At 62.6% G+C, this 22,181-nt stretch carries 22 protein-coding genes; 6 read left to right on the top strand and 16 right to left on the bottom strand.

Annotated features, from left to right (window positions below; translation table 11 throughout):
• Positions 1–5 precede the first annotated feature (5 nt).
• A complete protein-coding gene (parE, locus tag IE091_RS04325; protein WP_096923197.1) occupies positions 6–1,901 on the bottom strand; it encodes a DNA topoisomerase IV subunit B in 1,896 nt (631 codons plus the stop codon).
• Positions 1,902–2,022: 121 nt separating this feature from the next.
• Complete coding sequence (gene pgi, locus IE091_RS04330) at positions 2,023–3,732, bottom strand: glucose-6-phosphate isomerase (protein WP_189462902.1); 1,710 nt, start codon at positions 3,730–3,732, stop codon at positions 2,023–2,025.
• A 114-nt stretch (positions 3,733–3,846) separates the two neighbouring features.
• Here pgi and cmoA point away from each other — a divergent pair, with 114 nt between their 5' ends.
• Together cmoA and cmoB are read left to right on the top strand one after the other, a co-directional pair.
• Complete coding sequence (gene cmoA, locus IE091_RS04335; protein ID WP_039177622.1) at positions 3,847–4,590, top strand: carboxy-S-adenosyl-L-methionine synthase CmoA; 744 nt, start codon at positions 3,847–3,849, stop codon at positions 4,588–4,590.
• A 1-nt stretch (position 4,591) separates the two neighbouring features.
• Entirely contained in the window at positions 4,592–5,602 is a 1,011-nt protein-coding gene (gene cmoB, locus IE091_RS04340; protein ID WP_189462903.1) for a tRNA 5-methoxyuridine(34)/uridine 5-oxyacetic acid(34) synthase CmoB, read from the top strand.
• Positions 5,603–5,609: 7 nt separating this feature from the next.
• Here cmoB and IE091_RS04345 read toward each other — a convergent pair whose 3' ends face one another.
• The 4 genes from IE091_RS04345 to IE091_RS04360 all read right to left on the bottom strand — a co-directional run bounded on the left by IE091_RS04345 (position 5,610) and on the right by IE091_RS04360 (position 9,084).
• Positions 5,610–6,284, bottom strand: a complete 675-nt coding sequence (locus tag IE091_RS04345; RefSeq protein ID WP_039177627.1) for a zinc metallopeptidase — start codon at positions 6,282–6,284, stop codon at positions 5,610–5,612.
• Between the two features lie 158 nt (positions 6,285–6,442).
• On the bottom strand, positions 6,443–7,498 hold the full coding sequence (locus IE091_RS04350; protein ID WP_422822515.1) for an App1 family protein: 1,056 nt from the start codon (positions 7,496–7,498) through the stop codon (positions 6,443–6,445).
• A 62-nt stretch (positions 7,499–7,560) separates the two neighbouring features.
• Positions 7,561–8,124, bottom strand: coding sequence for a type 1 glutamine amidotransferase domain-containing protein (locus tag IE091_RS04355; protein ID WP_016913409.1), 564 nt, complete (start codon positions 8,122–8,124; stop codon positions 7,561–7,563).
• Between the two features lie 69 nt (positions 8,125–8,193).
• Positions 8,194–9,084 (bottom strand): helix-turn-helix transcriptional regulator, encoded by an 891-nt coding sequence (locus tag IE091_RS04360; protein WP_040460695.1) that lies wholly within the window; start codon positions 9,082–9,084, stop codon positions 8,194–8,196.
• Positions 9,085–9,300: 216 nt separating this feature from the next.
• Between IE091_RS04360 and IE091_RS04365 the strand changes: the two genes are divergently transcribed.
• The 3 genes from IE091_RS04365 to IE091_RS04375 all read left to right on the top strand — a co-directional run bounded on the left by IE091_RS04365 (position 9,301) and on the right by IE091_RS04375 (position 11,609).
• Positions 9,301–9,999: an ABC transporter permease gene (locus IE091_RS04365; RefSeq protein WP_016913407.1), complete on the top strand. Its 699-nt coding sequence runs from the start codon at positions 9,301–9,303 to the stop codon at positions 9,997–9,999.
• On the top strand, positions 9,996–10,721 hold the full coding sequence (locus IE091_RS04370; protein WP_189462904.1) for an ATP-binding cassette domain-containing protein: 726 nt from the start codon (positions 9,996–9,998) through the stop codon (positions 10,719–10,721). The genes IE091_RS04365 and IE091_RS04370 overlap by 4 nt, the downstream gene beginning before the upstream one ends.
• A 72-nt stretch (positions 10,722–10,793) precedes the next feature.
• Positions 10,794–11,609: an ABC transporter substrate-binding protein gene (locus IE091_RS04375; RefSeq protein ID WP_189462905.1), complete on the top strand. Its 816-nt coding sequence runs from the start codon at positions 10,794–10,796 to the stop codon at positions 11,607–11,609.
• 64 nt (positions 11,610–11,673) lie between these two features.
• Here the strand turns inward: IE091_RS04375 and IE091_RS04380 are convergent, their stop codons facing one another.
• From IE091_RS04380 to IE091_RS04415, 8 genes are all read right to left on the bottom strand, one after another.
• Positions 11,674–13,260 carry an ABC transporter substrate-binding protein gene (locus IE091_RS04380; protein ID WP_096923203.1) on the bottom strand — a complete coding sequence of 529 codons (1,587 nt, stop codon included), beginning with the start codon at positions 13,258–13,260 and terminating at the stop codon, positions 11,674–11,676.
• Positions 13,261–13,296: 36 nt separating this feature from the next.
• On the bottom strand, positions 13,297–14,199 hold the full coding sequence (locus IE091_RS04385) for a homocysteine S-methyltransferase family protein (protein WP_189462906.1): 903 nt from the start codon (positions 14,197–14,199) through the stop codon (positions 13,297–13,299).
• Positions 14,200–14,387: 188 nt separating this feature from the next.
• Positions 14,388–15,833 carry a sulfate adenylyltransferase subunit CysN gene (gene cysN / locus IE091_RS04390; protein WP_189462907.1) on the bottom strand — a complete coding sequence of 482 codons (1,446 nt, stop codon included), beginning with the start codon at positions 15,831–15,833 and terminating at the stop codon, positions 14,388–14,390.
• Positions 15,833–16,792, bottom strand: coding sequence for a sulfate adenylyltransferase subunit CysD (cysD, locus tag IE091_RS04395; RefSeq protein WP_100730731.1), 960 nt, complete (start codon positions 16,790–16,792; stop codon positions 15,833–15,835). Before cysD ends, cysN begins: the two co-directional genes overlap by 1 nt.
• A 195-nt stretch (positions 16,793–16,987) precedes the next feature.
• A complete protein-coding gene (locus IE091_RS04400; protein ID WP_100730730.1) occupies positions 16,988–17,722 on the bottom strand; it encodes a phosphodiesterase in 735 nt (244 codons plus the stop codon).
• The gene (locus IE091_RS04405) at positions 17,722–18,168 is read right to left on the bottom strand and encodes a DUF1249 domain-containing protein (protein WP_016913401.1); all 447 of its coding nucleotides are present in this window, start codon (positions 18,166–18,168) and stop codon (positions 17,722–17,724) included. The genes IE091_RS04400 and IE091_RS04405 overlap by 1 nt, the downstream gene beginning before the upstream one ends.
• A 9-nt stretch (positions 18,169–18,177) precedes the next feature.
• Positions 18,178–18,825 (bottom strand): NUDIX domain-containing protein, encoded by a 648-nt coding sequence (locus IE091_RS04410; protein WP_189462908.1) that lies wholly within the window; start codon positions 18,823–18,825, stop codon positions 18,178–18,180.
• A 90-nt stretch (positions 18,826–18,915) separates the two neighbouring features.
• Positions 18,916–19,560: a TRAP transporter TatT component family protein gene (locus tag IE091_RS04415; RefSeq protein WP_039177656.1), complete on the bottom strand. Its 645-nt coding sequence runs from the start codon at positions 19,558–19,560 to the stop codon at positions 18,916–18,918.
• Between the two features lie 225 nt (positions 19,561–19,785).
• Here IE091_RS04415 and greB point away from each other — a divergent pair, with 225 nt between their 5' ends.
• Positions 19,786–20,331 (top strand): transcription elongation factor GreB, encoded by a 546-nt coding sequence (greB, locus tag IE091_RS04420; RefSeq protein ID WP_016913398.1) that lies wholly within the window; start codon positions 19,786–19,788, stop codon positions 20,329–20,331.
• Between the two features lie 13 nt (positions 20,332–20,344).
• On the opposite strand, the gene IE091_RS04425 is transcribed toward greB, so the two are convergent.
• Together IE091_RS04425 and IE091_RS04430 are read right to left on the bottom strand one after the other, a co-directional pair.
• A complete protein-coding gene (locus IE091_RS04425; RefSeq protein ID WP_189462909.1) occupies positions 20,345–21,334 on the bottom strand; it encodes a class I SAM-dependent methyltransferase in 990 nt (329 codons plus the stop codon).
• Positions 21,331–22,149 (bottom strand): methyltransferase domain-containing protein, encoded by an 819-nt coding sequence (locus IE091_RS04430; RefSeq protein WP_189462910.1) that lies wholly within the window; start codon positions 22,147–22,149, stop codon positions 21,331–21,333. The genes IE091_RS04425 and IE091_RS04430 overlap by 4 nt, the downstream gene beginning before the upstream one ends.
• Positions 22,150–22,181: the final 32 nt, after the last annotated feature.

The raw sequence follows: 22,181 nt of genomic DNA on the forward strand, positions 1-22,181 counted from the left end.
GGAGGTTATACCTCAATGTCTGCGAGGTTGCCGTAATCTTCCAGCCACTTCTTGCGGTCGCTGGCACGTTTTTTTGCCAGCAGCATGTCCATCATCTCCAGCGTGCCGTCCCCCTCGCTCAGCGTGAGCTGCACCAGCCGGCGGGTCTCCACGGCCATGGTGGTTTCACGCAGCTGTAGCGGGCTCATTTCGCCCAGCCCCTTGAAGCGCTGCACGTTGGGGGTGCCGCGCTTGCTGGCCAGTTGCTTGAGAATGGCGGCTTTTTCGCTCTCGTCCAAGGCGTAGTGCACTTCCTTGCCCAGATCGATCCGGTAGAGCGGCGGCATGGCCACGAACACATGGCCTGCATCCACCAGGGCGGGGAAGTGCCTCACGAACAGGGCACACAGCAGCGTGGCGATGTGCAGGCCATCCGAATCGGCATCGGCCAGGATGCAGATCTTGTGGTAGCGCAGCTTTTCCAGGTCGGCACTGCCGGGGTCGGCGCCAATGGCCACCGCAATGTCGTGGACTTCCTGGGAGCCGTAGATATCGTGGGTCTCGACCTCCCAGGTATTCAGAATCTTGCCGCGCAGCGGCAGGATGGCCTGGGTTTCGCGGTTGCGCGCCTGCTTGGCACTACCCCCGGCGGAGTCCCCTTCCACCAGAAACAGCTCGCTCTGGGCCGGGTCCTGGCCCGAACAATCAGCCAGCTTGCCCGGCAGCGCGGGGCCCGAGGTGACCTTCTTGCGCGCCACTTTCTTCGATTTCCGCTGACGCTGCTGGGCAGCGCTGATCACCAGCTCGGCCAACTGTTCGGCCTGCTCCACGTGGTGGTTCAGCCACAGCGAGAACGCGTCTTTCACCACGCCGGACACGAATCCGGCGATGGTACGCGACGATAGCCGCTCCTTGGTCTGCCCGGCAAACTGAGGGTCGAGCATCTTGACCGACAGCACGAAGGACGCGCGCTCCCACAGGTCTTCGGCGGTGAGCTTGATGCCCCTGGGCAGCAGATTGCGGAATTCGCAGAACTCCCTCAGGGCATCCAGCAACCCCGCCCGGAAACCGTTCACATGGGTGCCGCCCTGGGGCGTGGGGATCAGGTTGACGTAGCTCTCCAGCAGCGCTTCGCCACCTTCCGGCAGCCACTGAATCGCCCAGTCCACGCCATGCTCGTCATCATTGAAGTGGCCAACGAAAGGCTCCTTGGGGAGCACCTCGTAGCCATCGGTGGCTTCGGCCAGGTAGTCGCGCAGGCCATCGGCGTACGCCCACTCGGTTTTGGTGCCGTCCGGCTCCACCAGCGTGACCGCCAGCCCCGGACACAGCACCGCCTTGGCCCGCAGCAGGTGCTTCAATCGTGAGAGCGCAAGTTTGGGGCTGTCGAAGTAGCTTTCGTCCGGCCAGAAGCGCACCAGTGTTCCGGTGGCACGCTTGGCGGCCTTGCCGATCTCCTTGAGCTCTTCGACCTTTTCGCCGTGTTCGAAGGCAATGGCGTGGCGCGCGCCGTCACGGGTGACCTCGACCTCCAGCCGCCGCGACAGCGCATTGACCACCGACACGCCCACGCCGTGCAAGCCGCCGGAGAAGCGGTAGCTCGACGAGGAGAATTTACCCCCCGCGTGGAGCTTGGTCAGAATCAGCTCGACCCCCGAGACGCCGTGCTCGGGATGCAGGTCGATGGGCATGCCGCGCCCGTTGTCCTGCACTTCGATGGCGCCATCGCCGTGCAGCACGACGCTGATGGCCGTGGCATGCCCAGCCAGCGCTTCATCGACACTGTTGTCGATGACCTCCTGCGCCAGGTGATTGGGCCGCGAGGTATCGGTATACATTCCAGGGCGCTTGCGCACCGGCTCAAGCCCGGAGAGAACCTCGATGGAACTCGCGCCGTACTGAGAAGCATCAAACTGGGTCATGTAACGTCAGTTCCTAAAAATACGTACTGTCGGCGGCGTGCGCCGCCGACAAAAGGGCACAGGATAGCGGAAAAGCAAAAAGCTGTATATCCAGCCATGAAAAACGGGCGCCACGCATCTCTTAGCCGCGCGGCGTCTGCTCCGCCGCCCAGAACGCTTCGATCAGCCCACGGCTGGAAGCGTCCAAACGCGCCAGCTCGCCGTCGCCTTCGATGATGGCCTGGGTGTCGGTGGCAATCTGCTTGCCTAGCTCGACGCCCCACTGGTCGAAAGGATTGATGTCCCAGATCACCGCCTGCACGAACACCTTGTGCTCGTAGAGCGCAATCAACGCCCCCAAGGTGGCGGGCGTGAGCTTGTCCAGCAGCACCGTGGTCGAGGGCTGATTGCCGCGATAGCGCTTGTGCTCGGGGCGCGGGCCGTCCTCCTCCAGCGCATCGTCCCCCAGCATCAGCACCCGCGACTGGGCGAAGCAGTTGGCCAGCGCCAGTCGATGCTGGGCCTTCAGGTGGCGGCGAGTGTCCGGGTCTTCGACCTCGTCGTAGCGCTTGAGCGGGGCAATGAAGTCGCAGACCACCGGCTGGGTGCCCTGGTGCAGCAGCTGATAGAACGCATGCTGAGCATTGGGACCCAACTGCCCCCAAAGCACCGGGCAGGTAGAGTAACTCACCGCCTGGCCCTGGCGGGTCACGGATTTACCGTTGGACTCCATTTCCAGCTGTTCCAGATAGGCGGCAAAATATTCCAGACGCCCGTCATAGGGCAGAATCGAATGGGCACGAATGTCCAGAAAGTTCACGTTCCAGATACCCGCCAGGCCCAGCAGCACGGGCAGGTTGTCGGCCATGGGCGCCGTCTTGAAGTGGGTATCCATGGCGTGCGCGCCCGACAGCAGCGCACGAAAGTTCTCCATGCCGATCACCAGGGCAATCGGCAGGCCAATGGTGCCCCAGAGCGAATAGCGCCCCCCCACCCACTCCCAGAACATCAGCTGGTGGTCCGGGGTGATGCCCCACTCGCTCATTTTTTCCGGGCTTGCCGAGACGCCAATGAAGTGCTGACGCACGACCAGTTCGGCACTGATGGTGTGCGCCTGAGGGGCTTCGCCAGCTTCCGCATGCCGGGACAGCCGCCCCAGCAGCCAGTCACGGGCGGTGTTGGCGTTGGATAGCGTATCGATGGTGGTGAACGACTTCGAAGAGAGCACGAACAGCGTCGTTTCCGGGTTGAAACGCGCCAGGTAATCGGCCAGCTGCGAGCCATCCATGGTCGAGGCAAAGTGCACCTCGACGGGGTGAATGTCGCTGGGGCGATAATCGGCCAGCGCATGGGTCACCATCAGCGGGCCCAAATCCGAACCGCCTACCCCCAGGTTCACCACGTGACGAATCGGCTTGCCGGTGGCACCGCGCCACTGGCCCGCGTGCAGGCGCTGCACCAGGCGCTCCATCTGCGCCAGGCTGTCGTGCACGGCCCCGACGATGTCTTCACCCTCCACCTCCAGCTGAGCATCGGCGGGCAAGCGCAAGGCGGTATGCAGCGCCGGGCGGTTTTCGCTGACGTTGACCCGCTTGCCGCTCAACAGCGCTTCGATGGCCCCCGGCACGCCCGCCTCTTCCGCCAGGCCCAGCAAATGCTCCAGGGTGTCGTCATCCCAGCGCTGTTTGGAGAGGTCCAGCGTCAGTCCCGCTACTTGACGGGTGAAGTGTGACCAGCGCTCGGGGTCGTCACCAAACAGGTTCTTCAGATGGATGTGGCGAATCGCCTGGGCATGCTGGGTAAGCGTTTGCCAAGCGGGTAGCGTATCGGGAGTTGCCTTTGCTGAAGCCATGTGCCCTCTCCTGTGGCGTCGTTCCGTAAGGCAGGAATCTGTGATCGACGGGCCTGTTCTGGATTAACAAGGGCGCGTAAACTAGCGAGCCTCATTAACCAGCCTGGCTTGCCCATGAGTGATGCATCTTACCGCGACGCTATCTTTTCAACACCCCTGGATAAGGTGGCAAGGTTCTCTTTCGACGAACAGGTCGTCGCCTGCTTTCCCGACATGATCCGCCGCTCGGTGCCCGGCTATGGCCAGATCCTGGGCATGCTGAGCCTGATCGCCCAGCGCCATTTGCGCCACGGCGCCCATGTCTACGACCTGGGCTGCTCGCTGGGGGCCTCGGGCCTGGCGCTGGCCGGGGCCATGCCCGCCGACGCTTTCCGCTATACCGGCATCGACCTCTCGCCTGCCATGGTCGAGCGTGCTCGCCAGACCTTTCTCGACGAGAGCCCCGATCACGCCATGCAGGTGGAAGAAGCCGACATCCGCACCTACGCGTACGCGCCGTCGGGGATGATCATTCTCAACTTCACGCTGCAGTTTCTGCCTCCCGCCGACCGAGATGCCCTGCTCAAGCGGCTGTACGCTGCCCTGGAGCCCGGCGGCGTGCTGATTCTCTCGGAAAAGACCATCGACGCCGACGAGCGCGACAATGCCTGGCGAGTAGAGCGCTACCACGACTTCAAGCGTGCCAACGGCTACAGCGATATGGAAATCAGCCAGAAACGCACGGCGCTGGAGAATGTGCTGATTCCCGACACCCTGGATGCCTTGCACGAGCGGTTGTCGCAGGCGGGCTTTCCGCGCTCGATGACCTGGTTTCAGTACCTGAACTTCACCTCGCTGATCGCGTTCAAGGAGGGCTGACGTGGCGCTGCTTCCCGACGATCATCGTGTGCTGTATCAAGCGTTTCTGGATCAGGCCGCGCAGGACGCCTCGCTGACGCAGTGGCTGGCCAAACTGCCCGAGCAGCTGGCCAGCGGGCTGGACCGCCAGCGCCACGGCGACCTTTCCGCCTGGGAAAAGGCCGTGGCCAAGCTGCCCCCGCTGCCCGAAGAGCGCCACGTCGACCTCAACAGCGACACGCTGACGGTAGAGCTGGCACTTACCGAGAGCCAGCAGCGCCAGTGTTTCAACCTGCTGCGCAAGCTGGCCCCCTGGCGCAAGGGGCCGTTTTGCCTGGGCGGTATTCATATCGACACCGAGTGGCGCTCCGACTGGAAATGGCAGCGCGTCGCGCCGCATCTTGCCCCGCTCAAGTATCGCAAAGTGCTGGATGTCGGCGGCGGCAGCGGCTACCACGCCTGGCGAATGGCAGGCGCAGGCGCCGCCTTCGTGCTGGTGATCGACCCATCCCCGCGCTTCTACTGGCAGTTTCAGGCCGTGCGCCACTTCGTGGGTGACGCCGATGAAGGCCGCACGCACTTCCTGCCCGTGGGTATCGAGGACGTACCGGAAAACCTGGGCTTTTTCGATACGGTGTTCTCCATGGGGGTGCTCTACCATCGCCCTTCGCCCCTGGAGCACTTGCAACAGCTCAAGGGCGCGCTGGCCCCCGGCGGCGAGCTGGTGCTGGAAACCCTGGTAGTGGAAGGCGACGAGCAGACCGTGTTCGTGCCCGGCGAGCGCTACGCCGCCATGCCCAACGTCTACTTCCTGCCCTCATCCCGCGCCCTGTGCCACTGGCTTGAGCGCTGCGGCTTCACCAACGTGCGCGTAGTGGATGAAGCCGTCACCACGCTAGACGAGCAGCGCTCCACCGAGTGGATGACCTACCAGTCACTGGCCGACTTTTTGGATCCCCACGACCGCACCCGCACCATAGAAGGCTACCCCGCCCCCCGCCGCGCGGTGATTTTGGCGAACAAGCCGGCGTAAGCCAGGCTCAGCGCCGCAAAATCACCAGCCAGCGACCCAGGTTCATGACGCTGGCCAGTGAGGCGGCGACGTAGGTGAAGGCGCAGGCGGTCAGCACGTGGCGGGCACCGGGCATGTCGTAGGGGGGCACGTAGTCTTTTAGCAGCGGCAGGGCCCGGTTGAAGCTGGCATCGAACTCGACCGGTAGCGTGACCAGATGCACCAGTGCCGCAGTGCCAAAACTGATCACGGCCATGGCCACTACCGCCGCCAGACCGCCGGGCAAGCGGGTCAGCAGGAACAGGAAAGGCGCGAGCATCATCAGCACCGCCCCCAGCTTTTCCGCTCTTTGCGCCAGCTGCACCAGGCGGCTGCGGGCCAGCAGCGGCGCATAGCCTTCATGGTGCTGCAGAGCATGGCCCACTTCGTGAGCCGCCACGGTGACGGCAGTGAGCGAGCGACCGTCGTAGTGGTCTGGCGTCAAGCGCACACAGCGGGCTTCCGGGTCGTAGTGGTCGCCATGCTCGGTACGCTCTACCTTGACCCCTTCTACGCCCAGGCGGCGCAACAAGTGCTCGGCCAGTTCGGCCCCGGTGCCCGGGTAGTCGTCACGGCCACGGGTGTGACGCTTCAGCACCCATTTCGCCCAGAGGTTGGGCAGTACGAAGATTGCCAGCATGATGGCAATGACCAGAATCCACATAACTCCACCGCTGCGTTCACAGGTAATTCAGAGAGGCTTCGACAAGCCGTGGGGGCACTGACGGCGGCAAAGCAAGCTGCTCGCGACGGCCAGTGCCTACGTAAAATGACCCGCAAGCGGGCCATTAGTTTTACCATGATACGCGCGGGGACGCAGCGTCAGTCGGGGTCGTTGTGATGTGCGGCAACATCACGCTTGACGGCCTGCAGCCCGCGGGCAGATATATCGCCCTGCCCATGGGCATGTTCGGCCATCAGCACGCTGTCAGCGGCCAACACCAGTTCGCACTGAGTGTGCGCCAACTGCTCACGCAGGCGTTGAATGGCTTCTTCGCGTTTGGGGTCACTGTCCACCCGTCGGATGTAGATCGCCTTGATGCGCTCCGGGTAGGCTTTGACGACCTCGGTATACACTTCCGGGTCGTGCTGGCCGCTGTCGCCGATCAGGATGCAGGGCATGTCCTGATAGAGCGCCAGCATGCGGTCGATCAGGTCGCGCTTGTGGGCTTCTGCCCGGCGCGGCCAAGGCTTGCGCCAGGAGATACCCCATTCGCGCAGAAACAGGATCGGCCCCACCGGAATACGGTTGAGCTGAAAGAAGGCTTCGAGAATTTCATAGATGGCCCAGGGGCCACGGGACACGTACAGAATGGGACGCTCTGCCTTTTCGGTCTGGCCACGGTAGAGCGCCTGGTACAACGATGCCACGCCGGGAAACGCGGTGCGTCGATGGGGTTTGCGCACGAACAGCCGATAGAGCATCTTCAGCTTTTCGGCTACACCGGTGAACATCACGGTGTCGTCGATATCACTGATCACCAGCAGGTCGGCCTCGGGGGGCGGCACGTAGACTTCCACACTGGTGCGCACCGTGGGCTGGCCGCTGGCACGTACGACGATATCCGCACGGTGCCAAGAAACGTCCACTGGCAGCGTCGAGGTGATGGGCAAATGGGCGTCGAAATAACCGTCGCGGTCGGTGGTCAGCGTCAGCTGATTTTCACCCACACGGATCTCTACCTGGGCATCGGCCAGGCCACGGCGAAAGATGCGCCGGGCCACGTCGGCCGTGTCACGCAATATGCCGCGCCGCGGGATGGCACGCCCAAGGGCCGCCTGTCGAAACACGCGGCCCATGACGAAAATTTCCTGTTGAGAGCCGTAGCCACGATAAGGGTGCACCATCATGCCACCCCGGCCACGATCCTTTTTCATGGGTTTGGCAACGACATGGGCAAGCCTTTTGGCAAAGCTTGCCCACTGGTGATACCACGCCATTAAGCGTGCTGACCCGAGTGACGCCCTTCCTGCAGCTCTTCCAGCAGCTTGGCGTTGAAGGCATCCAGGTCCTTGGGGGTGCGGCTGGTCACGAGCCCACTGTCGACCACCACCGGCTCGTCTACCCAGTTCACGCCCGCATTGCGCAAATCCTGAGCGACACTGGCGACCGAGGTCATCTTGCGCCCTTCCACCACGTCCGCATTGATCAGAATCCACGGGGCGTGACAGATGGCCGCCACCGGCTTGCCTGCCTGGAAGAAGGCTTTGACGAAGCTCAGCGCCTCATCGTTCATGCGCAGCTCGTCCGGGTTGAACAGGCCACCGGGAAGCACCAGGGCGTGATAGTCCGCCTCGCTGGCTTGGGCAAGCGACTTGTCGGCGGGGTAGTTATCGCCCCACTCGGTCTCTGCCCAGGCGCGGATCTCCTTGCCTTCCGGGGAGATCACATGCACATCGACGCCTTCCTTTTGCAGCGCGGCGCGAGGTACGCTCAGCTCGGACTCTTCGAAACCATCCGTTGCCAGAATAGCAACGCGTTTACCGTTCAGTGCTTGATTCATCATGCTCTCCATTTCGTGATGAGTAGTCGTGTACAGCACCTAACCAGTGTGGCGCATCTTATACCATCGTCAAGCATTGTATAAAACGCGACCCAGCTGGCTGATGTCGTAACCTTTCAGCGCCTCGGCCCGCTGATGAAAGCGCGGCTGCCGGGCAAAGGCCATCAGCGCTTGCATTGTGGGCTCGAAAGCGCTGCGTCGATGCAGGACCAGATCGAACGACTCCTCCACCAGGGGAATGAAATGAAGCTGCTGGCGATGCGCCGCCGCCTCCATGCCCACCCCGACATCCGCCTCTCCCTGAGCAATGGCCAGGCCGAGATCCTCCTCGCTGAGCGCCATGTGGTCGGCCCAGCGCAGCGCGTCAGACGCGATGGACGCTTGCGTCAACAAGCCTCGCAGCAAATGCGCAGCCCCGGCATCGGGCTGGCGATGAGCACACACCACGTCTGGGCGGGCAAGATCCTTTATCGTCTTCAGGCCCAGCGGGTTGCCCGGCGCCACTATCAGACCCTGACGGCGCTTGGCCCAGTGCAGTACCACCAGATCCTTGACCCCACCCAACCCCAGCACGGTCGGTTCGTTGTAGCGGCCGCTGTCAGGGTCCCGCAAGTGGATACCCGCCACCATGGCCTTGCCTTCGAGCAAGCGCCGAATGCCGTCGCCACTCCCATGGCACAGCGATGCCAGATCGCAGCCACTCTCACGAATCGCCCACTCCAGCAGCGGATCGAGGCTTCCGGCCAGCACCTGAGGGGGCGGCAACCGTTGGGCCTGGTCGCCTTCCAGGTGGCTCAACACCCACATGTCGATGTGCTGACGAGGAAACAGCAGTTTCCCGGTGGCACGGCTACAAGGGATCTGCCCCTGGCGCACCAGGTCATACACCTTGCGCTCCTTGAGCCGCAGATACTCCGCCACTTCCGCCGTCGTAAGGTACTCTTTTGAATACTCTTTCAAAGACTCTCTCACCCGCCCACCTTCAAATGCTGCATGAGACTGCATAGTAGCGCATATTTTTCAGCGCACCGTGCATCCCGGGAAATTTACGTACACTATGCACCTACCTGATGCTTCTACCAGCATCGTGACTTTTTAGACACGTCATGACCTTACAACGACACCCTACCAACACAATGAACCTGCCCCTATCAGCAACCCTGGCCACGGAACGTCATGTCGGATAACCCATTCAGCACCGCGATAGCGCTCATTCTGGGCATGGACCCCGCGCTCGTGGCCATCGTAACGCTATCGCTTCAGGTGTCGCTGATCGCCGTCACCCTGGCCAGCCTGTTGGCACTGCCCCTAGGGGCGGCGCTGGCACTGTGGCAGTTCCCCGGGCGGAACGCTCTGATCGTGGTGCTCAATGCCCTCATGGGACTACCTCCCGTGGTCGCGGGCCTGTGCGTCTACCTCCTGCTTTCCCGTGCGGGGCCATTGGGTCAGTTCGGGCTGCTGTTCTCGCCCACCGCCATGGTCATTGCCCAGGTGATTCTCGTCTTTCCGATCATTGCTGCCCTGACACGCCAGCAGGTGGAAGCCCTGCACAGCGAGTACGCCGAACAGCTGCGTTCGCTGGGGCTCGGCCAACTGCGCATGATGCCCACGCTGCTGTGGGATGCGCGATTTGGCCTGCTGACCGTGATACTGGCGGGCTTTGGCCGCGCCAGTGCGGAAGTGGGCGCAGTGATGATCGTGGGGGGCAATATCGACGGCGTGACCAGGGTCATGACCACCAGCATCGTGCTGGAAACCAGCAAGGGTAACCTGGCGATGGCCTTGGGGCTGGGCATCATTCTGCTCAGCCTGGTCACCTTGATCAATGCACTGGCCCACTGGGTCAGTGAAACGGCAAAACGGCGGTTAGGATGAACGCACCCCTCAGCCCCGCGGCTTCCACCGTCCCCAGCCTGCATTTTCAGCAGGTCAGCTTCTGCCACCGTGGCGACACGCTGCTGGCACCGACCACGCTGGCGCTGCACGGCTGCCGCCGGACGCTGGTAATGGGCCCCAACGGGGCTGGCAAAAGCCTGCTCATGCGCTTGGCGCATGGGCTGCTGCGCCCCAGCGGTGGCCAGGTGACCTGGGAAGGCAAGCCGCCGGTGCAGGCCATGGTCTTTCAGCGCCCGGTGCTGCTGCGCCGTTCGGCGCTGGACAACCTCACCTACGCCCTGGCCGTGCATCGGGTGCCTCGCCGCCAGCGCAAAGCGCTGGCCTTGCAGGCATTGGAAAAGTTCGGCCTGACCAGCCTGGCCAAACGCCCCGCCCGGGTGCTTTCCGGAGGCGAGCAGCAACGTCTCACGCTGGCACGGGCCTGGCTGCTCAAGCCTGCCGTCCTGTTTCTGGATGAACCCACCTCCGCCCTGGACCCGGCGGCCATCAAGGCCGTGGAAGACGCGGTCAATGAGTTCCATCAGGCAGGCACGCGTATCGTCATGACCACCCACGATTTGCACCAGGCCCGGCGTCTGGCCGACGACGTGCTGTTCATGTACAGCGGTCAGTTGATCGAACACACCTCGGCAGAAGACTTTTTTGACACCCCGGCAACAGCGCAAGCCAGGGCGTTCATACGGGGCGAGCTGGTCTGGTAAGCCCTACTCTGGCAAGCCCTACTCTAGCAAGCCCCACCACGACGCTTGAACAATACCCAAAGGAGCAGGACCGTGAACAAGACCACTACCCTCGTTACCGCCAGCCTATGCACCACGGCACTGGCCTGGAGCGCCTCGCTGCTGGCCAATGATGACTACATTACCCTGGCTTCCACCACCTCTACCGAGAACTCGGGCCTGTTTGGGGCCATCCTGCCGGTCTTTACGGAAGCGACAGGGATCGATGTGCGCGTGGTGGCCGTCGGCACCGGTCAAGCCTTCGAAATCGCTCGTCGTGGCGATGCCGATAGCCTGCTGGTTCACGATACCGCAGGCGAAGAGCAGTTCGTTGCCGATGGCTACGCCACCGAGCGGCTGGATGTGATGTACAACGACTTCGTGATCGTGGGACCCAGCGATGACCCCGCCAACATCGCCGACAGTGACAGCGTCAGTGATGCTTTGGCGCGGATCGCCGACAGCGAGTCGCCCTTCGCCTCACGGGGTGACGACAGCGGCACTCACCGCGCCGAGCTGCGCCTTTGGGAAGATGCGGGCGTCACACCGCAAGGAGATTGGTACCGTGAACTGGGCAGCGGCATGGGGCCGACCCTGAATACCGCCGCAGGCATGAACGCCTACAGCTTCACCGACCGCGCCACTTGGGTGGCCTTTGAAAACCCGCAGGACCTGACCCTGCTGTTCGAGGGCGACGAAGCGCTGTTCAACCAATACGGTTCGCTGCTGCTGTCACAGGAGCAGCACCCGCACCTGAAACATGAGCTGGCGGGCCAATGGCACGAGTGGCTGGTGTCCGACGAAGGCCAGCAAGCGATTGCCGACTTCCAAGTCAACGACCAGCAGCTGTTCTTCCCCAACGCGGAATAACCCAAACAGGCGCGCCCCCACTGACGTGGGGGCGCGCTGGCGACACGGCGAGATTTGACGGGCGCTAGCCCACCAGCCACATCTTCTCGACGGAGCGGGTCGCTACCTCTCCCGGCACGTCCACGTACCCACGCACATTCGCACTCGTCGCGGAAATGGAGTCCATGTACAGCGGCGCGACGGTGCTGCCTTCCTGTTGATACAGCACCTGAATATCGTGGTACATCTGGCGACGGGTGGCTTCGTCCTGTTCGCCACGGGCGGCGATGATCAGTTGATCCAGCTGCTCGTTGGCCCAACGCGACTCGTTCCAGGGCGCATTGGAGAGATTGACCATCGACAGGTAGGCATCGGCCGTGGGACGGCTGGACCAGCCCGAGGCACAGAACTCATGCTGACGCCACACTTCCGACCAGTAACCATCCGCCGGTACACGGTTGATCTCCAGCGGAATGCCCGCCCGCTGGGCCGACTGCTGATACAGCTCTGCCGCCGACACCGCCCCTTCGAAAGTCGCCCCATCGGCCACGCTCAAGCGAATGGGCCGCTCTACCCCTGCCTTGCGCCAGTGGTGCAGTGCCTTGTCCGGGTCGAAGGCATGGCTGGGCAGGTCGGTGGTGAAGTAAGCGTTGCTGGGGAACAGCGGCGAATCGTTGCCCACCTGCCCATACCCCTGTACCAGCATCTTGAGCAGCTGTTCACGGTCCAGCGCGTGCTTCATGGCCAGCCGCACGTCCAGGTTATCGAAGGGCGCACGATCGGCCAATCCCGGGAAGGTGACCTGGAAACTGCCCGAGTTACGGTTGATCTGCACCGACGAGGCGCTCTCCAGGCGACTGACGATACTGGGCGTGACGCGGTTGATGAAGTGGACCGAGCCGCTCATCAGGGCCGCCACACGGGCCGATGCGTCGTTGAAGGCGCGGGTTTCCACGCTATCCACGAAGGCACGATCGCTTTTCCAGTAGTTGTCGTTGCGCCTGACCAGCGTGCGCACGCCCGGCTCGAAGCGTTCCAGCACGAACGGTCCGGTGCCGATACCATCATCGAAATTGGCGCCTTCGGGCGTGATCGCAAAGTTCACCTCGCCCAGCAGCGAAGGCAGGTCCATGTTGGGTCCCGTCAGCGTGATATGCACCTCACGCTCACCGTGGGCTGCCACTTCCGCGACCTGCTCCATGTACCCCTTGACCGCCGAGGGAGAGTCCTCGGCCCGGTGATGGTTCAGCGAGTAGACCACATCCGCCGCCGTCAGGGTCTTGCCGTTGTGGAACGTCACCCCTTGGCGCAACTGAAAGACCCACTGCACCGCATCCTGGGTATCCCAGGATTCAGCCAAGCCCGGCGCCAGCGAGCCGTCGTCGTTCAGCTCGGTCAAGGTATTAAATAGCTGACGACCAATGTGGTACATGTACTGCTCGAAATAGTAGGCCGGGTCTAGACGATCACTGCTGGACGCGTTGTCGATAGCCAGAATCAAGTGCCCACCGCGCTGAGGCACGGCGGCGTCCTGTGCGCTTGCCCAGCGGGGCAGCACCAGCCCCCCGACCGCACTGGCGCTTACCGAAAGCGCCGCCGTATGCTGCAAGAACTGACGTCGTGTAAGCCCTGCCGATGCAGGCCGACCCGCCTGCCATTGGTCATTCGCCATGTCGATTGCTCATCTGCAATGCACTCGCGTGCAAGTTTAAACGCTCTGGCGCAGGGCCTGCGCCAGCTGTTGAATATGCTCTGGGCCAATGCCGCAGCAGCCGCCAATCAGGCTGGCGCCCGCCGCCTGCCAGCGCTGTGCAAACGCGGCATACGCCTCTGGCCCCAGGTCATCACGCATGTCGCTGACCCCGGAGTTGGCCGCCATGCGATTGCTCTGAGGAACGAAGCTATTGGCGTAAACGCCCAACCGCAGCGAAGCGCCCTGCTCTGCGACGGCAGCCGCCGCCTGGCGTAGCGCTTCCTCCATCACCTCGGCCTGACTGCAGTTGAACAGCAGCGCCTCGCCCTGGGCGGCCAGAACGGCGTTCACGGCGGTGGCAATGGACTCGCCCGAGCGCAGCTCGCAGGGCAAAGCGCCATGTTCATCGGCATCTTTCAAGGTGAAAGAGAACCACCTTGGCCGCGTGTCGTCGGCCAGCGCCTGGGCCACCGCAGCGGCTTCTTCGGTAGCGCCCAGGGTCTCGGCCAGCCAGACATCTACATAAGGCGCCTGCCCTTCGATCAGCGTCTTCAGCAGCGCCGGGGCGCGCTGTGCGTCGAATAGCTCCGGCTGATAAGAGCCAAACAGCGGCGGCAAGGAACCCGCCACCACCACCGGCTGCGGCTGACTGGCAGTGCTCTCACGGGCCAGCTTGCCTGCCAGAGTGGCCAGCGCCAGGCCACGCTCTTCGAAGCACTCTTCGCCAATGTGAAAGGGCACCACGGCATAGGCATTGGTGGTAATCACTTCTGCCCCGGCCTGGATGAACGCCTGGTGCGCCTGGGTCACGCACTCGGGGGCTTCCATCAGCGCCAGCGCCGACCATTCCGGTTGACGAAACGGCGCGCCCAAACGTTTCAACTCACGCCCCAGGCCACCGTCCAGTAGGGTTAACATCGACCTTCACTCCTTGGTGTCTCGATTCAGCCATCATTAAGACTTCATCTATCATTAAAAACAGCGGCAACCTACCCGCTGTCTCCATATAGAAAACCTGCTGCAGCGTCTCGCGCCAACAGCAGGTCCAGTGTGCGTTGCCAATGGCTAAGCGTCTACTCGGTTATCTCGATAACGTCATCAAGCCGCTAGCGCAGAAGGTCACGCACGTCCTTCGCTCCCCAGTGCGGAAAATGCTTGCGCACCAGGGCGTTCAGGTCACGTTCGAAGGCGGCCCAGTCGGTGGTGCCGGCCTGCTCACGGGCATCCGCGACCCGCCGAATCATACCGGCGCCTACGGTCACGTTGCTCAGCCGGTCGATGATGATGAAACTGCCCGTGCCGGGGCTGGTACGGTAGTCGTCCACCGGAATCGATGCCGTCAGTTCCACTTCACAGCGAGCAATGGCATTCAGCCCCAGGCGCTGGGTCGGGTGTTTCTCCAGCGTGTTGACGTCCACCTGATACTCGATGGCGCTGATCTGGCCCGCCAGATCACGAGTGGCCAGCTTGATATCGTAGAGCTTGCCCGGCTCCATGGGCTCTTCGTGCATCCAGACCACATCGGCATTGAACACGTTGGAAAGCGGCACCTGATCTTCGGCGCTGACCAGCCAATCGCCACGGGAGATATCGATCTCGTCTTCCAGAGTCACGGTGATGGCCTGGCCGGGGTAAGCAGCGTCGAGATCCCCGTCGAAAGTGACGATGCGCGCCACGCGAGAGGTCTTGCCCGACGGCAGCGCCTTCACCTCTTGGCCTGGGCGCAGCACACCAGCCGCCAGGGTGCCGCAATAGCCTCGGAAGTCCAGGTTGGGGCGATTGACGTACTGCACCGGCAGGCGCAGGTCGCTCAGGTTCTGGTCACGGGTGACTTCGACGTTTTCCAGCAGCTCGATCAGGGTCTTGCCTTCGTAGCCTTCACTGCCCGCCGCAAAGTACCAGGGCGTGTGCTCGCTGGCGTTGACCACGTTGTCGCCATTGAGCGCCGACATCGGCACGAAGCGAATGTCCGGGGCCTGCAAGTTGGCCGCAAAGGCTCGGTACTCCGCCACGATCTCGTTGAAGCGTGCCTCCGAGAAGCCCACCAGGTCCATCTTGTTGACCGCGATGACCAGATGCTGAATGCCCAGCAGGTCGGCAATGAAGCTGTGCCGACGGGTTTGGGTCTGCACACCGTAGCGCGCGTCGATCAGGATGATCGCCAGGCTGGCAGTGGAAGCGCCCGTGGCCATGTTGCGCGTGTACTGCTCGTGCCCCGGCGTATCGGCAATGATGAACTTGCGCTTGTCGGTGGAGAAAAAGCGGTACGCCACGTCGATGGTGATGCCCTGCTCGCGCTCCGATTGCAGGCCGTCTACCAACAGGGCGAGGTCCACCGTATCACCGGTGGTGCCACTGGTCTTGGAAGCCTTGGTGATCGCGGCGAGCTGATCTTCGAAGATCATCTTGGAGTCGTGGAGCAGCCGTCCGATGAGCGTGGACTTGCCGTCGTCGACGCTGCCGCAGGTGATGAAACGCAGCAGATCCTTGTTTTCGTGCTCGTGCAGGTATTGCTCGATGTTATCGGCAATCAACGTTGATTGGTGCGCCATTAGAAATACCCCTCACGCTTTTTCTTCTCCATGGAACCGGCCTGATCGTGATCGATGGCGCGGCCACTGCGCTCGCTGGTCCTGGTCAGCAGCATCTCCTGAATGATCTCCGGCAGCGTGGCGGCGGTGGACTCCACCGCCCCCGTCAGCGGGTAGCAGCCCAGGGTTCTGAAACGCACCCACTTCTCTTCCGGCACTTCGCCCTCGGCCAGCGGCAGGCGCTCGTCGTCCACCATGATCTGCATGCCGTCGCGCTGCACTACCGGACGCTTAGCGGAGTAGTACAACGGCACGATGGGAATCGACTCCAGATAGATGTACTGCCAGATATCCAGCTCGGTCCAGTTGGAGAGCGGGAACACGCGAATCGATTCGCCCTTGTTGATCTTGGCGTTATAGACGCTCCACAGCTCCGGACGCTGATTTTTCGGGTCCCAGCGGTGGTACTTGTCGCGGAAGGAGTAGACGCGCTCCTTGGCACGGGAGGCTTCCTCGTCGCGCCGCGCGCCGCCAAAGGCAGCATCGAAACCGTGCTTGCTCAGGGCCTGCTTGAGGGCCTGGGTCTTCATGATATCGGTGTACTTGGCACTGCCGTGGTCGAAGGGGTTGATGTTGGCGGCGCGACCCTCTTCGTTGGTATGCACGATCAGCTCCATGCCCGCCTCTTCCGCCATGCGATTGCGGAAAGCGATCATCTCGCGGAACTTCCAGGTGGTATCGATATGCATCAGCGGGAACGGCGGCGTGCCGGGGTAGAAGGCCTTCCGCGCCAGATGCAGCATTACCGAGGAGTCCTTGCCGATGGAGTACATCATCACCGGGTTGCTGAACTCGGCTGCCACTTCCCGGATGATATGGATCGACTCGGCTTCGAGCTGCTTCAGGTGGGTCAGTCGGGCGGCATCCGGTGCGATGGGCACCTGTTGCGTCGCCGCCGACGGCGCAGAAAACTGGTTCATTACCTTCTCCCTCACAAAACGGTGCTTGCTTTTATCGAGACGGCTTTTCAAGGAAGCCTGTGCAAACATGGTGTGCCGCCCTGCGCGTATGAATCGCAAGGCGGGCATTTGTGGGTAGGGTAACGCCAGGTCAATAATAACCCAAAAGAATTAATAACTATCTTTTTATATCTTTATCAACTAAAAAGAAAAGCATCAGAGGTCGATACGCTCGACCCAGGTCTGCCACTCCTCCCCGTGCAGCTCCACCACGCGATAACCCGGCCGCGACGCTTCATCCACCGCAAAGGTTTTCGCACCGGGCAGAAACTGGTCTGATGTGGCGGGGCAACCATAAGTGCCTATCGCCGAGCCCGCCAGCGGCTGATGCTGGGCAAAAGCCTGATGGGCATGCCCAAACAGAATGATCTTGACCTGGGGGTAAGCGCTCAACAGCTGCCAGAACGCATCGCGGTCCTGCAAACCAATCGCATCCATCCAGTCTGCCCCTACGTCCACCGGCGGGTGGTGCATGACGATAGCCACCGGCCGCTCGTCCTGCTCCAGCCGTTCGGCCAGGGCGGTGAGTTTGGCCGCCCCCAGCTCGCCATGGGGCTTGCCCGGCACATGGGTATTCAGCAGCAGCAGGCGCCACTGTTCCAGGTCGACTTCATCCAGCATCGGGCGTTCTGCGGCCATCAGTTCGGGCTGGTCGTGGTTGCCCGGTATCCAGAACCAGGGGCACGGCAGGCGGTTCAAGGCCTCGCAGGCGTGAACGTAAGACGCGCTGGTTTCATCCTGGCTGATATCACCACTCACCACCACCACGTCCGGGCGTTCGGCCACCACGGCGTCCAGCACGGCTTCGAACTGCTGCCAGGGAATGGCCGCCCGAGAGCGTGCCTGCTTGTCGGCGTGCAGATGCGCATCGGTAATCTGTATCAACCGCATCAGGGTAGCTCCGGCAAATCGACGACATGACCATGGGCCAGCCCATGGGCCAACCACTCTCCTAAAAAGCAGTTCAACTGCAGCTTTTCATCCGGTTGATGCATGCGCGCATTGGGGTAGCGATAGCGTCCGCTGAAATGACGCTCGCGCTGAAAGTCGATGACTTCCGCCATGCGCACATCATGGTAAAGGTGCACGCGCATGCGCGGCCCTTCGATGACCGCATCCAGCGGGCCGCGCTGGGAGATCTCCACCAGCGTGGTGTAAGGGGCCTGTTGAAGAATGGCCAGCTTGAGGTCGCCAAAGTGCTGGTGATCACCGCGCAAGGCGATATCGCGCCGCTGGCCGCTCTGCAGGTCACCCACCAGGCGCACCAGGCGCAGATAGTTGGCGCTGCACTCCCCTTGCAAGGTTTTCAAATCGGTTACGTAGGCGGCTCTTGCCATGATGACTCCTTACCGGGTGTTGGCCTCGACGGCTGACACGGCCGCGCGCTGGGAAGCCGCCCGCAGCGATGCCCGCTGCCCGGCCAACCAGTGCATGCCGATCAAACACATGGCGTTGTCGAGTCGGCCCTGCTCCAGGAGTTGCCAGGCGGCGGGAAAAGAGACGACATGAACACGGATGTCTTCATTCTCGTCCTCGACGCCATGCACGCCTCCCACGCCCTGGCTATCGACCAGCCCGCAAAATAGCGTGACCCGCTCGTTGCAGGCGCCAGGGCTTGGGTAGTAGGTATGCAATCGGGTCAGTTGGCCCACCTGGCAACCGGCTTCCTCTTGGGCCTCACGGCGCGCCACGTTTTCCAGGGCCTCGTCCTTGTCGACGAGGCCCGCCACCAGTTCCAGCTTCCAGGGGGAGTGAGGGTCGTCGATGGCGCCGGCGCGAAACTGCTCGACGAGGATCAGCGCATCACGCTCGGGGTCATACAACAGCACACCCACCGCATCGTGGCGGTTGTGCATTTCTCGGCGCATGGTGGAGCTCCAGCCGCCCTCGAAAAGTCGATGACGCAGCTCTAGCGCTTCCAGGCGAAAAAACCCCTTGTACAGGGTGTCACGCGTGATGAGTTCCACATCGTCGCGATTGAGCGTGGGGCCCATACGGCACTCCCGGTGAACATGATCGTACCATTATCAATGCTGGCCACCGGGAATGCCAATCGGATCATCAACCGCGTGATTTGACGGCCATTACAGCTCGCGCAGCAGCGCCTCGGCATCACGGCGAAGGGCTTCGTCGGAGCGTTGGCGACTCTCCCGCGCCGTGCCGTTCACGGCTCGCTGAGCATGCTCCCGCGCCGCCTGGGTGTTGCCCTCTTCTTTCAGGAAAGCGGCATAGTAGTAGTTCACATCGATACCGTCCGGGCGAATTTCCAGCGCCCGCTGGAACATCCGCTCAGCGGTGGCGCTATTGCCAAACCCCAGCGGGCGACCCGGGGCACGGTCATACAGCGCCCCCAGGGTCACATACGCGGAGCCATTGCCCCCCGTAGGGTCGATCTCGACGGCGCGTTCCAGCACCGTGCGCGCATCACCGGCAGTACCCAGCGCCCCTAACCCACCCCGCTCTCGAGCATAGGAAGCCAGCACGATGCCTTGCCATACCAGCACCTCGGCCTCGTTGGGGTTCTGCTGGGCCAGTCGCTCCGCCTCGCCCGCCAATGCCCTCAGGGTCGACTCCCGTTGGTTGGCGGGCATCTCGGTCACCGTATGCTCCCAGCGGTTCTTCAAGGAAAACAGCTCGCTTTCGAAGGCCGACGCGCTCAGCGGCGACAGTACCAAGGCACCGCCCAACGCCGCCACCATGAAGAGTCTAGAAAATGGAATTGCACGCATGGAAAACTCCTGCTTGTTGTTATGAAGAATGAGTCATGAGTAATGAGCCATGAGTCATGACTGTTGAGTTATCACTATCGAATTAGACCTGCTCAAGGCATGGCGATATCTCGTCCACACTGACAATGTAACGAACGTTTGAATGATTCGCCAGAGAATCGCCGCTTTGTTGCCCTGCACCTTGGTAGCGTAAGCTAGACACTTTTTCGGGAAGATAACGACACCATGAAAGGCCGCAACATGACGCGCTGGCGCGATCCAGCAAAAGACCCGCGCCAGGCACCCAAGAGCAACCTGATTACCGCCGAGGGCGCGGCCCGCCTGCGGGGCATTCTGGACCACCTTTCCCGCGTCAAGCGCCCTGAGCTGTCGGCCAAGGTGGGGGAAGCCGCTGCGCTGGGGGACCGCAGTGAGAACGCCGACTACACCTACAACAAGAAAGAGCTGAACCGGGTCATCGCCCGCATCCGCTATCTGACCCAGCGGCTGGACGAACTACAGGTGGTGGACAGGCTGCCCGCCAACACCGACAAGGTGTTTTTCGGCGCGTTCGTGAGCCTGGAAGACGACGCGGGGGAAGCCCTGCATATCCGCCTGGTGGGCCATGACGAAATCGACACCCGGAAGCACTGGATCAGTGTCGACGCCCCCATGGCCAAGGCGCTGCTGGGCAAGGAAGTGGACGACGAGATCACGGTGATCACGCCCAACGGCGAGGCGTTCTACACCATTACCGACATTCGCTATGCCGATGCTTCACCCAACGCCTGAGCCAGCGGCCCCTTCACGACTGCCCGCGATACACCCGGAAACGCCGATTGTCGGCCAGCGTCTCGAAGCTTCCAAACGCACGCTCCAGCCGCTCGGGATAAGGCAGGAAGGCGTTGGCCACCAGCACCAGTTGGCCTTTGGGGGTCAGGTGCTGACGCGCTTCGTCGATGAGTCGCGCACTCGGTCCGTAGCTGATCTCGCGCTCCTGGTGAAACGGTGGATTGCTGACGATCAGGTCGAAGCGCGCATCGCCCAGCGCACGGTAGACATCGCTTTCGCACACGCTGCCCGTCAGCTGGTTGGCCGCCAGGGTCTGGCGACACGCCTCGACGGCAAAAGCGTTGACGTCCACCGCTGTCACCGTATGGCCACGGCTGGCCAGCCAGGCGCTGATGATGCCGTCACCACAGCCCATGTCCAGCACGCTCATCGGGCGCCTGGGCAGGTGCGCTTCCAGGGTGTCGAGGAGTAGCAAGGTTCCTTCGTCGACCTTGCCATGGCCAAACACACTAGGGTGGCTCACCAGCGTCATGCCCAGCGCTTCGAAGCGCTGCCACTCATCTGGCTGCTCGGGCAGCGCCACAGTGCGGCTGGCAAACAGTGAACAGCGGCGTGCGTTGTCCAGCTTGTCACACCCCATGCCCAGCGCTGCCAGCAGCTTCGGCACACGCTTGATCCCGCCCTGGTGCTCCCCCACGATCTCGAAAGGCGTGTTCTCGGGGAGCCATTGGCACAGCCAGCGCAGCCACCACGTGCCCAAGGCATGCGCCTTGGGCCAGAACAGCACCACGCGGCCAGCGGGCTCTGCATTCATGGGCGCCAGCGGGCTACTGGCCAGCTTTCCAGCATCCTGCCACTGCTGGCGCAGCGCCACATCGCCACTGATCATGGCGGTAGAGCGTTCCACCAGCCAGCCGTCGGCAGGCGGGGCGATTGGCAGCAGTTGAGCCGCAGGGCCATGGTAACGTTCGAGAAGTTGGCTGGCGGGCAGTTGAGCGCTCATGCATCGGCCTCGGGTTTGGTGAAGGTGTAAAGTAGATAGCGGCCCAGCCGCCAATGGGGCTCCTGGCGGCAGTACTGGCGTTCCAGCGCCATGAGCGCGGCCTGGTCGTCAGCGCTGGCAGGGGCCTGGCGCAGGTAGTCCTGAAAGATACGAATGCCCGCCACGTCGACCATCTCCAGGCCGCAGGTGTCGGCCCAGCCCAGAACTTGCGCGTGGGTCATGGGTGAAATGGGGGTCAAGCGCTGGCGACGCCCCTTGCCTGCCAACTGGTCGCCCAGCGCCTTGTTCAAGTTGCCCTTCACCACGTTGGAGAAGCGCAGCGCATCGCGGTTGAACACCATCAGGCTCAGCTGGCCACCGGGAGCCAGCAGGCTGGCCAGGGTAGCCAGCGCCTGGGCAGGGTCGCCCAGCCACTCCAGCACCGCATGACAAGTGATCAGCGGCCAGGGCCCGGGGGCTTGAACGGGCAACGCTTGCAGCGGTGCTGCAACGTAGTGCAGCGCGTCGGCATTGAAAGCACCTTCGCTGACCCGCTGGCCATGCCATGCCTGGGCGTGTGCCAACATATCCTGGGAAGGCTCTGCCATGGTCACCGCATGCCCCCGCTCGGCCAGCCAGGCCGATAGCTGTCCCAGGCCGCCGCCTACATCCAGTATCGGCTGGGCGTTCAGGTTCAGCATCTGAGGCAGCAGGTAATCCAGCATGGCCAAGCGCAGCTCTCCACGCGGGGCCTGATACAGCGAGCGGGAAAATTTCTCCGCCAGACCATCGAAATAACGGTCGCCCGCCTCGGTCAGTTCGTAGGATGGGTGCATGCAGCAAGCTCTAGATAGAATCACGGTCGTCG

The organism is Vreelandella hamiltonii (assembly GCF_014651775.1).
In the GTDB taxonomy this organism is placed as follows: domain Bacteria; phylum Pseudomonadota; class Gammaproteobacteria; order Pseudomonadales; family Halomonadaceae; genus Vreelandella; species Vreelandella hamiltonii.